The organism is Romboutsia sp. (assembly GCF_051659545.1).
Taxonomy (GTDB): domain Bacteria; phylum Bacillota; class Clostridia; order Peptostreptococcales; family Peptostreptococcaceae; genus JBOFOR01.
The window spans coordinates 19,240-29,298 of sequence record NZ_JBOFOR010000051.1; the positions used below are offsets into that span (position 1 = coordinate 19,240).

Below are 10,059 nucleotides of genomic sequence, written 5' to 3' on the forward strand. Positions count from 1 at the left end.
TTTAATTGAACATAGTTGTTAAGACTTTTTTACTATCTTCAAATAGTGTATCTTCATCTACACTTTGTTTTAAAAATCCGTTTACTGTATCTATGTATTTAATAGACCTATCTATATTTTTATTTGAGCCTTGTTCATAAGCACCTATATTAATTAAATCTTCAGCTTCTTTGTAGGTAGCTAGTATATCTCTTGCAAAAGATGCTGCTGCCTTATGATCATCTTGTGCTATTTCATTCATAAGTCTACTTACGCTATTTAAAATATCTATAGCTGGATAATGATTTTTGTGTGCCAAACTTCTAGATAAAACTATATGTCCATCTAATATTCCTCTCACCGTATCGGCTATTGGTTCATTAAAATCATCCCCATCTACTAATACAGTATAAAAAGCTGTTATAGATCCTTTATCAGACATACCTGTTCTCTCCATTAATTTTGGTAGTATTGCAAATACAGAAGGTGTGTAACCTTTTTGAGCTGGAGGCTCTCCAATAGCTAGTCCTACTTCTCTTTGAGCCATAGCAAATCTGGTTACTGAATCCATCATAAGAATAACCTTTTTACCTTTATCTCTAAAGTATTCTGCTATTGCAGTAGCCGTTAGTGCTCCTTTTAATCTTACTAGAGGTGATTTGTCAGAAGTAGCACATACTACTACTGATTTTTTCATTCCTTCTTTTCCTAAATCTCTTTCAATGAAATCTAGAACTTCTCTACCTCTTTCTCCTATAAGTGCAATTACATTTACATCTGCTTCTGCTGTTCTTGCCATCATTCCTAGTGTTGTACTTTTACCAACACCACTTCCTGCAAATATACCTATTCTTTGACCTTCACCACAAGTTAGAAATCCATCAATTGCTCTTATTCCAGTAGGCATAACTTTTGTAATTCTCGGTCTAGTCATAGGGTCTGGTGGTTCATTATATAAACTATATCTCTCGCCTGATAGTATACTACTTTTATCTATGGGATTTCCTATACCGTCTAGTACCTTCCCCAAAAGTTCATCACTACACCTAACACTAAGAGGTATACCTTGAGCTACTACCCTACACCCTGGACCTATACCTGTTAGTTCACCTAATGGCATTAATATTACAACATCATCCTTAAATCCAACTACTTCACAATTTATAGGTTGATTCAACTGATTATATACTGTACATAACTCTCCTACAAAACACTTAATTCCTTCTACCTCTAATGTAAGACCTATGATTTTTTTAACTTTGCCTTCTGATACTACTGTAGGAATATCTTTGATTCTTTTTTGTATTTTTTCAAAGTCTATATTAATCATAATAGTTCCTCTTTTATTTTATCTAGCACTGCATCTATTCCCATTACAAGCCTACCATTTACAGTATCAATAATCACATTTCCAGCCTCTATAGAGTCATCTTCTAGTACAAATACATCTCCATTTAATCTATAGTTTTCTTTAAGTTCTATAACTTGTTTGTCTAGACTGTCTTTGTACATAGAATTTACTTTTATTACAAAGTTTTCTTTAAGCTCATACTCATTTATTACACCAAGTAATAACTCTTCTATATAAGTTACATCTTCAAACTTACTTCTTAGTGCTTGTTCAGCTATAGATATACTTAATTTCATTATATTTTCTTGGTGTTCTTTAATGTAATTAGTTACATGTTCTTTTGCTTCAAATAAAATATTGTTAGCATTATTTATTATTTCATCAGCTTCTGTTCTTGCTTTTTCTATGTTATCTTCATAAGCTTCCTTGTATCCATCTTCATAACCATTTTGAACACCTTGGCTATGACCTTCTTCATAAGCTTTTTTTTCTATATCTAATGCTTGATTTTTACTTTCTTCTATTATCCTCAATGATTCTTCTTGAGCTAATTTAATAGTTTCTTCATATTTAAGTTCTGCTTGAGCTAACTTTTCTTGTATTTCTTCTTCTATTCTTATTAACTCCTCTGAAGGTACATCAACTACTTCTTCTATTTCATCAGTTTTCACCTGAGTGTTTATCTTTAACTTTTTTTTACCACCATAAACTGCATCTTCCTTTTTTATAACGCTACTATAAAATGAATTCATCATCTGATCCTCTAGATAAAGTTATTTCTCCTGCATCTTCAAGTCTTCTAACTATACCAACTATAGTTTGTTGTGCTTCTTCTACTTGAGATATCTTTACCTTACCTAATAACTCAATTTCTTCTTGAAGTGCTTGAGATGCCCTTTGTGATTGATTTCTAAAGATAACATTAGCAACCTCTTTAGATGCTCCTTTAAGAGCAAAAGCAATATCTTTAACATTAACTTCCTTAAGTATTCTTTGAATCGCCACATTTTCAAGCCTAACAATATCATCAAATATAAACATATTTGACTTAATTTCTTCTGCTAACTCCGCATTTTTTTGTTCTATGTAGTTAATTATACCTTTTTCAGTTTTTCTATCCACATTACTTAATATATCTACTAAGCTATTAACTCCACCTGTATTTTCTACTTCTCTTTGTCCTAATTTAGCTAACTTTGCTTCAACAGCAGCATCTATAGTCCTTATTATATTTGGAGATATAGATGATGTACTACCAATTTTTAGAGATACTTCGTATTGTAATTTAGGTGCTAACTCACTCAGTATTTGCGCAGCTTTATCTGGCTGAATATGAGATAAAATTATTCCAATCGTTTGAGGACTTTCCCCTTGAATACAAGCTAATATTTGCTCTGGCTCCGCTTTTCTTGCACTTATAAAAATCTTTGTATATGCATCGTATTTAATGCCTTCTAAAAGTTTACTTGCCCTTTGATTTCCAAGTGCTCCATTAAGTAAAGATTTTGCACAATCTATACCACCTTCTAGAGCAAATTCTTTTCCTTTGTTTAATTCTATAAATTCTTGAAGAATTTCTCTTCTTTCTCTGGCACTTACAGTATTTATATTTGCTATTTCAACACCTATTTTTTGTATTTTCTTGTCTGGCAAATTTTTTATTATACCTGCTGCTACCTCTGGTCCTAGCGTCATCAAAAGTATTGCTGACTTCCTCGAACCAGTTACTTTTCTTTTTTTAGGTATATCACCTAGGTCAAAAGCATTTCCCGATTTAGTAACTTCCATTTGCAAAATAAACAACCACCTTTTATTCGTTTAACCAATTATTAATTAAATCAGTAACTTGTTCTGGATTTTCAAAAGCATATTTTCTAACTTCTTCTTCTAAGCTAATGCTTTCTTCGTCGCCTTCAACATTAACCATTCTATTTATTTCCATTTGTTCTAGTTTTTGATTAATTAAATCTATTTCAGCTTCATCATCAAACTCTTCTTCTTCTTCTTTAGCTTTTCTCTTTCTAATAAACATAGTTACAAGTGTTGCTACTATTATCAATAACAGCGCTGCCACTACTATAGTTACCGCTTTTAATATATTCATTAATTGAGCATCCTGTTTTATAGCCTCAACTATATTTGCTGGTGCCTTATTTTCATTAAATGGCATACCTACTACAGTGATATCATCTCCTCTTTGTTTATCCATCCCTATAGTATTTGCCACCATATCTTGTATATTTTTCATGGCTCCAGCATCTAAATTCCCATCAATAGCTACTGATGCGGTAATTTTATTTATACCGCCTTGAGCTGTTACTGTTTTGGTTTCTGATTTACCAACTTCATACTCTGTTTTTTCTTCTTTGCTTTCTTCTACTCCATTTTGATTATTTCCTGTGTTATTCATATTGTTATCTACAGCGCCACCATCATTGTTTTGCTCTGTAGTTTTATTTTCACTTTTCGATTCATTTTTAATTACCTTATTTGGATCTACTACTGTTTCAGTTTTTTCATTACTATCAAAGTTCAAATCTGAATTAACAGCAACTTTTACTTTTCCTTGCCCAAATATAGGCTCTAGAAGACTCATAATAGCTCTTTCTAAGTCTGAATCCATTTGTTTTTCAGCTTTTCTAGCCAAATCAAGCCCATTTGCACTTGTAGAATTAACTTTACCATTTTCATCAAATAATCCTTCAGACAGTAAGTTCATATTTTGGTCTATTACCTCAACATTTTGTTTAGGTATATTAGAAGTACTTGCTGAAACTAAAGACATTATAGATCTTACTTGACTCGGATCTAAGCTAGCTCCTGGTTTTAAATTTAAATAAACAGCCGCAGTTCCCGAAATACTTTCTTTAGAAAAAACTGATGACTCTCCATTTGTAATATGTACTCTAGCACTTTCTACTTGTGGAAAAGTTTTTATGGTTTTCTCAATTTCTCCTTGAGTCATTCTTTGTTTTTTTATTTGAAACTCTTCATCCGTCATACCAAAAGAAGAGCCATCATCCATTATTTCAAATCCCTTAGATCCATTAGATATATTTCCTGAAAGTTCAAGTCTCAATTTATCTACTTGCTCCCTAGGTACATATATACTGTCTCCTTCTACTTTTGTTTCTACCTTTCTACTTTCTAATTCTTTGGTAATAGTATTGGCATCACTAGAATCTAATCCAGAAAATAGAACTTGGTATTTACTATTATTTAAGTACATAATTCCAAATATTATTGATAATGTAACTGCTACAACTCCAATTATTGCTGCTATTTTTTTCTCTTTTTTTAAACCTTTAAATTGCTCTGTTTTAGCAGTTATAATTTTTTTTACCTTTTCTATAATTCCCTTCACGTTCATTTATCTACTCCTTGTCAATAGACTACAATTGTACTCTATTTACCTCTTGATAAGCCTCATACATCTTATTTCTAACTTCTAACATTAATTGCATAGACATTTGAGACTCTTGTACTGATAGCATAACTTCATGCATGCTAACATCTTCTCCTTTTATAAAGCCCTCTATCTTATTATTTGCATTTATTTGACTATCGTTTACTTTGTATACACCGTCTTTTACAGTGTCTAAAACATTTTCAAAATTAGTTTTTGTACTTTCACTTTTAGGTTGATCATTTGGTGCTATCTGTTGCTCAACTGCCCCTATGTTTTTCATACCTTGAGTAAATATTTTATTACTTATTCCCTCTATTGCTCCTATTGGCATATACTCACCTCTTTATATTATCTTCCTATTTCTAATGCTTTTGATATCATATTTTTTTGTGCATTTAAAGTGTCTACATTAGACTCATAAGCTCTAGATGCTGTCATTAATTCTGACATTTCAACTAACAAGTCTACATTTGGGTATTCTACATATCCTTCTTCATCTGCATCTGGATGTTCTGGTTGATACACTTTTCTAAGTGGAGACTTATCTTCTTCTATTTTCACTGTTTTTACACCTAACATGCCTAATTTTTCATCATAATTTTCTTCAAATACTGGAATCTTACGTTTATATGCTCCGCCCTCTTCAGTTCTTGTAGTTTTTACATTTGAAACATTAGCTGATACAGTATCCATTCTTAATCTTTCTGCAGATAAACCACTTGCACTAATTCTCATTCCACTAAAAACACTCATTTAATTACCTCCCGGAGATCACACTTTTTGTCATTGCTAATTTTGTATTAGTTAAACTTACTAATGCATTGTATTGCAAAGTAGTAGCTGCTTGGTTAATTTTTTCATTTTCTAGTTCTACATTGTTCCCATCTTCCCTCATAGATGACCCCTCATCTGTTTTTACTTCTATTTTGGGTTTATTATTTAAATTATTATTTAAGGTTTCTTCAAATGTGACGTATTTTCTTTTATATCCGGAAGTATTTATGTTTGCAATATTATTTGCAGTCACCTTGCCTCTTAAGTTTGTAGCATCTAAACTCATTTTCATTAAATCATATATTTCCATAGACCCTCCAAATTTAACCTATTTTAATCTTTTTACAAAAAAAACTACTCTAAAAGAGTAGTTGAATTACTTTCATAACTTAATAATCTGTTGCTAATTATCTCCATGTGAAATAAAGTAACAAAACATATCCCCTTACACTCCATCTACTGTTAATACTATAATGTTGTATTTATACCATTTTTGTATGCTTATATATCACATTATACACTTTTTTACAATAAATTCCTCATTATTTAGCAAATTATGTCAATTATCGTTCGTTATTTTTCGACATTTTCCTCGATTTTGGGAATTATTTTCAAATTTTTATCAGTTATAGAAGTTTGGATTATGTTTTATTTTTAAATTTACACACAAAAAGTTACTCTAAAAGAGTAACTTTATAATCTGCTAATTACAAAAAGTTTTCTAACTCTTCGGCAACTGGCTGGCATAGTCTTTTGACTTTAGCCCCTATAGTTTTGCGTCACTAGATTTCCCTAGTTTTGCCTATTAAATTGTAAATTATTTCCTTGTTTTTATTATATCATATTTATTGTCGTTTGAATATTTTTTTTGATTATACATAGACATTTATGATTAATCCTGTACTTATGGTTCCTTGGATGAATATAAAATCTAGTGGGTTAATTATTATTTCCTCTTTTATACATTCTATATTGGCAAGCTCTCTTTGTATTTCTGATTGTTGATTGTCTATCTTAGATTTATTACTTTGGATCATTTCATTTAATGCTAATAATTGTGATTTATATTTTGATAGTGTATTTTTTATTTGGTTTATCTTTTTCATTGTGTCGTTTATTACTGCTATGGATTGATGTTCATCTTTTATATAATCTGTGTTTGATGTTTCTTCTTGTGATTGTTGTTCTAGGTCTTGTATTCCTTTTGTTAGTTGTTTTATTTTTATTTTTTGTTTTACTTCTTCTCCATTTTGGTTTTGTATTGCTTTTATGTATTCTCGTTTTGCTTGGTTTAATGCATTTTCTACTTGATCTATTTCTTGTTCTTTCATTTGTATTTGTGTTATTTTTTCTTGGATATTTCTTAAGTCTGCGTTTATTACTCTAGCTTTTGTTTTTAGTGTGGAATTTGTGTTACTGCTATTTTGTTTAGATTTTGAATTCTCCTTGCTTTCTTCTTGATTATTTTTTCTACTTTTATCTTTATTAATTCCCCCTGAGAGCGCTGTTTCTTTTATTTGATTTACATAGACTATGTCGTAGATTGTCATGATAACTCCCCCTTATTACTTTAATTATATTGTATTTAGTATAGGATTTCATCTGATTTATATATATAGTTGTTGGTAACAGCCTTTGCTCATTTGTTAATCTTCAAACCCTAATTTCCTAACTACATCTATGTCTAATTCTAGTTTGGAAGATATAGTTTCATCATCAAGTATATCTAATAAATTTTTAGCTATTTCAGTAGCTTTTTCTTCTTTTGCACCGTCTAATGCACTTTCTTTTTGTATCAACGATTGTTCCCTCATAAAATACATTTCTCTTTCTTTTTGATTACCGCTTAATTTACATAGTTGATTTTTAGCCTCTCTAATTTCAGATATATCCATTTCTAAATTTTTCTCTGGCTGTTTTATAAATTGTAACCATGCCTCTAGAACATTTTTAATCCCTATGTCTGTATCTAGCTTTGGCAATTCAATAAAATGAATCTCCATAGTGTCCGTTAACTCCTCATTTGTTTCTAATTCTTTTAACCTAAATACATTATGGTATCTATCATTATCTATACATTTAAAATCTAATATATTTATACATATTGTTCTTTCTAGTTGTTTATACTTTCCTTTATTTTTCATTTGATTAGTATATAACTTACTCCAGTAGTATAAGCTTCTTTTAATAATGTTATATTCATTTTTAACCTGTATTTCTATGTTAACTATATGATTTTTATTTGTCTTTGCTCTTATATCTAGTCTAGAAAATTTATCATCTAGGAATTCTTTTTCAACATCTGTGTTTAGTATTTCTACACTAGTAATGGGTTCATTATTATCTATTACTGCATTCAAAAATGATATTAGTATTTCTTTGTTATTCTCAGATCCAAATATTTTTTTAAACACAAAATCTACTTTAGGGCTTAATAGTTCTATACACATCCTACTCACTTCCTTAATCTATCTCTTGTATCAACTAATACAATACTGTATTTTACTTATTTATATTATAATTATATCATAAAGTTTATTGTCTATACACTAACTCTCTTTTTTATTCTTTGTTACTTGGCTTGTTAACATTGTACTTGACTTAATTATATTATGAATAATTATTTGAATACTTACACTCCTCGATATAATTCATTAAGTTTGCTTTCATCCTATCCACCGCTTCCATATTTCTATATCCTTTTTAATTATAATTTAACCTTAATATATTTGTTATTATTATTTCTTCTTGAACCACCCGTTGGTATTTGTACTAAATCTATTTCTTTAGAATAAGCAAATGAATTAGGTATTTTAATAGCTGTAAGATACTTTCCAAAAATAGCACTAGTATCAATATTAATAGATGCTAACTCATCAATTTCTACATCATAAAAAGAACAGTTTCTAGATCCACATTTACAAAATACCTTTTTATCTCCAAAATTGAAATACGGCATTCCTGATTCAGTATCATAATTTCCCTTAAGGTTATAATAATCCTTTAGACCTATAGTTGCAGTATGACCATGTACATTTATATAGTTTTCAATTGGTGATTTTAGCATTTTTCTATTCCAAATAATACTATTCTCAATCCATATTCTTTTATCTTTTAAGTACTGTTGTAAATCGTCATATGATTTTATTTGTATTTGTTCTAAAATATCTTGTTCTGAATTTATACATGCATGTGTAAAAATGAAATTATGTGCATCCTCTTCACTTTTTAACTCTTCAACATGTGAATACTTTAAGTTCTTGAAAAATTCTACATATTTATTCTCTACATTCAATTCTTCCCATTTAATATATCCATAGTCTAGACCATATAATTGTCTTTGTAAATCAGTTCTAGAAGATAGTGATATTAAAGTTTGTTTAACACCATTATCTTTTATCCAATTACTCGCGTAGTTTTGGAATAAATCAGTTTCATTTATATATTGCGTTATCATGTCGTCGTGGTTTCCTGCTAAAAACACTACCTCAAACTCTTCCTTGATTTCTAATAATAAATCAATGACTTCCTTAGATGAAGGTCCATGGTCTATATAATCACCTAAAAATATTATTTTTGTTTGTTCAGATTCTTTATTATACTCTTCATGGCTTCTTATTTCATTTACTAATTCATTTAATGGATCAAACATACCATGTATATCTCCTACTACCCAGATCATATAAATTCCATCTCCTTAATTTTAATCATGGTTAACTTATTCTTATAAGTTTATATTTATGTTAACTCAAGAAGATATTTTTTTGTCAATAGTATACTTTAGAGCATATTAAGTGCTATATGATTATTTTCGCGTTAACTAATTGATAGATATAGACTATATATATAGTCCTATCCTACTTAAATATTATTTAACCTATTTCTTTTTACTAGCTCTACTCCTATTTCAAAACAATTATTAAATAATTTAAGCTCCTCATTACTCAACACTTGTCTATCTAATGAAATTTCATTTTTGTAAACCATATTATTTATCATAGCTAAAATATGTTCTAGTTCAACTGTATCCTTAGAAGTATTAATATTATATATACTACTCATTTCTTTTACAGTATAGCTATCATTACAAAGCAAGTAATCTAAAGATGTATTGAAATATTCAACAAATTTTAGAATTGCAGTTATTTCAGGAGTTCTTCTGTTGTTTTCATATTGGCTTATAGTTGCCTTAGAAAAGGAATATCCGTATCTTTTATTGATTTCTTCTGCTAGTTGTTCTTGGGTTAAATTTTTAGTTAATCTAAGTTTTTTGAATCGGTCACCAAAAGTACTCATTAGCTGCCTCCATTAATATGAATTCATCTATAATTATATCCTTTATTTGCTAGTATTTAAACATTTTAGTGTAAGTTTTAATATTAAGTAACCTGCTAAGTTACTGTTATCTGCTAAATCTTTGTAGCATTTATAATTCACTTGTTTATTTTTTGTACAAATATGTTATAATATAAATAACATGAAAAAGAGATTACAGTCTAGTGGAATAGAGTGTGATTTCCAAATACATCTATTTGAATTTCTTGAA

11 protein-coding genes and 1 riboswitch are annotated in these 10,059 nt (G+C 29.3%); all 11 genes read right to left on the bottom strand.

What is annotated here, in order from left to right; translation table 11 throughout:
- Position 1 precedes the first annotated feature (1 nt).
- The 11 genes from fliI to ACRC03_RS03015 all read right to left on the bottom strand — a co-directional run bounded on the left by fliI (position 2) and on the right by ACRC03_RS03015 (position 9,809).
- Positions 2-1,309, bottom strand: coding sequence for a flagellar protein export ATPase FliI (fliI, locus tag ACRC03_RS02965; RefSeq protein WP_438651059.1), 1,308 nt, complete (start codon positions 1,307-1,309; stop codon positions 2-4).
- Positions 1,306-2,085, bottom strand: coding sequence for a FliH/SctL family protein (locus tag ACRC03_RS02970; RefSeq protein ID WP_438651060.1), 780 nt, complete (start codon positions 2,083-2,085; stop codon positions 1,306-1,308). The genes fliI and ACRC03_RS02970 overlap by 4 nt, the downstream gene beginning before the upstream one ends.
- On the bottom strand, positions 2,066-3,118 hold the full coding sequence (gene fliG / locus ACRC03_RS02975) for a flagellar motor switch protein FliG (RefSeq protein WP_438651069.1): 1,053 nt from the start codon (positions 3,116-3,118) through the stop codon (positions 2,066-2,068). The genes ACRC03_RS02970 and fliG overlap by 20 nt, the downstream gene beginning before the upstream one ends.
- A 22-nt stretch (positions 3,119-3,140) precedes the next feature.
- Positions 3,141-4,700: a flagellar basal-body MS-ring/collar protein FliF gene (fliF, locus tag ACRC03_RS02980; RefSeq protein WP_438651061.1), complete on the bottom strand. Its 1,560-nt coding sequence runs from the start codon at positions 4,698-4,700 to the stop codon at positions 3,141-3,143.
- 22 nt (positions 4,701-4,722) lie between these two features.
- Positions 4,723-5,070, bottom strand: coding sequence for a flagellar hook-basal body complex protein FliE (fliE, locus tag ACRC03_RS02985; RefSeq protein WP_438651062.1), 348 nt, complete (start codon positions 5,068-5,070; stop codon positions 4,723-4,725).
- A 17-nt stretch (positions 5,071-5,087) separates the two neighbouring features.
- Positions 5,088-5,492 (bottom strand): flagellar basal body rod protein FlgC, encoded by a 405-nt coding sequence (gene flgC / locus ACRC03_RS02990; RefSeq protein WP_438651063.1) that lies wholly within the window; start codon positions 5,490-5,492, stop codon positions 5,088-5,090.
- Between the two features lie 4 nt (positions 5,493-5,496).
- Entirely contained in the window at positions 5,497-5,823 is a 327-nt protein-coding gene (locus tag ACRC03_RS02995) for a flagellar basal body protein (protein WP_438651064.1), read from the bottom strand.
- A 418-nt stretch (positions 5,824-6,241) separates the two neighbouring features.
- Positions 6,242-6,326: riboswitch (cyclic di-GMP riboswitch) on the bottom strand.
- Between the two features lie 59 nt (positions 6,327-6,385).
- On the bottom strand, positions 6,386-7,063 hold the full coding sequence (locus tag ACRC03_RS03000; RefSeq protein ID WP_438651065.1) for a hypothetical protein: 678 nt from the start codon (positions 7,061-7,063) through the stop codon (positions 6,386-6,388).
- A gap of 96 nt (positions 7,064-7,159) precedes the next feature.
- Positions 7,160-7,963: an Rpn family recombination-promoting nuclease/putative transposase gene (locus tag ACRC03_RS03005; RefSeq protein WP_438651066.1), complete on the bottom strand. Its 804-nt coding sequence runs from the start codon at positions 7,961-7,963 to the stop codon at positions 7,160-7,162.
- 257 nt (positions 7,964-8,220) lie between these two features.
- Positions 8,221-9,195 carry a metallophosphoesterase gene (locus ACRC03_RS03010; RefSeq protein WP_438651067.1) on the bottom strand — a complete coding sequence of 325 codons (975 nt, stop codon included), beginning with the start codon at positions 9,193-9,195 and terminating at the stop codon, positions 8,221-8,223.
- A gap of 179 nt (positions 9,196-9,374) precedes the next feature.
- The gene (locus ACRC03_RS03015) at positions 9,375-9,809 is read right to left on the bottom strand and encodes a helix-turn-helix domain-containing protein (RefSeq protein WP_438651068.1); all 435 of its coding nucleotides are present in this window, start codon (positions 9,807-9,809) and stop codon (positions 9,375-9,377) included.
- Positions 9,810-10,059 lie beyond the last annotated feature (250 nt).

What these genes read in the sequence shown, in the direction of transcription:
- ACRC03_RS03000 (WP_438651065.1), bottom strand. Translation starts at nt 7,063, where the DNA reads ATGACAATCTACGACATAGTCTATGTAAATCAAATAAAAGAAACAGCG.
- fliI (WP_438651059.1), bottom strand. Translation starts at nt 1,309, where the DNA reads ATGATTAATATAGACTTTGAAAAAATACAAAAAAGAATCAAAGATATT.
- ACRC03_RS03005 (WP_438651066.1), bottom strand. Translation starts at nt 7,963, where the DNA reads ATGTGTATAGAACTATTAAGCCCTAAAGTAGATTTTGTGTTTAAAAAA.
- fliF (WP_438651061.1), bottom strand. Translation starts at nt 4,700, where the DNA reads ATGAACGTGAAGGGAATTATAGAAAAGGTAAAAAAAATTATAACTGCT.
- ACRC03_RS02970 (WP_438651060.1), bottom strand. Translation starts at nt 2,085, where the DNA reads ATGATGAATTCATTTTATAGTAGCGTTATAAAAAAGGAAGATGCAGTT.
- ACRC03_RS03010 (WP_438651067.1), bottom strand. Translation starts at nt 9,195, where the DNA reads ATGATCTGGGTAGTAGGAGATATACATGGTATGTTTGATCCATTAAAT.
- fliG (WP_438651069.1), bottom strand. Translation starts at nt 3,118, where the DNA reads ATGGAAGTTACTAAATCGGGAAATGCTTTTGACCTAGGTGATATACCT.
- fliE (WP_438651062.1), bottom strand. Translation starts at nt 5,070, where the DNA reads ATGCCAATAGGAGCAATAGAGGGAATAAGTAATAAAATATTTACTCAA.
- ACRC03_RS03015 (WP_438651068.1), bottom strand. Translation starts at nt 9,809, where the DNA reads ATGAGTACTTTTGGTGACCGATTCAAAAAACTTAGATTAACTAAAAAT.
- ACRC03_RS02995 (WP_438651064.1), bottom strand. Translation starts at nt 5,823, where the DNA reads ATGGAAATATATGATTTAATGAAAATGAGTTTAGATGCTACAAACTTA.
- flgC (WP_438651063.1), bottom strand. Translation starts at nt 5,492, where the DNA reads ATGAGTGTTTTTAGTGGAATGAGAATTAGTGCAAGTGGTTTATCTGCA.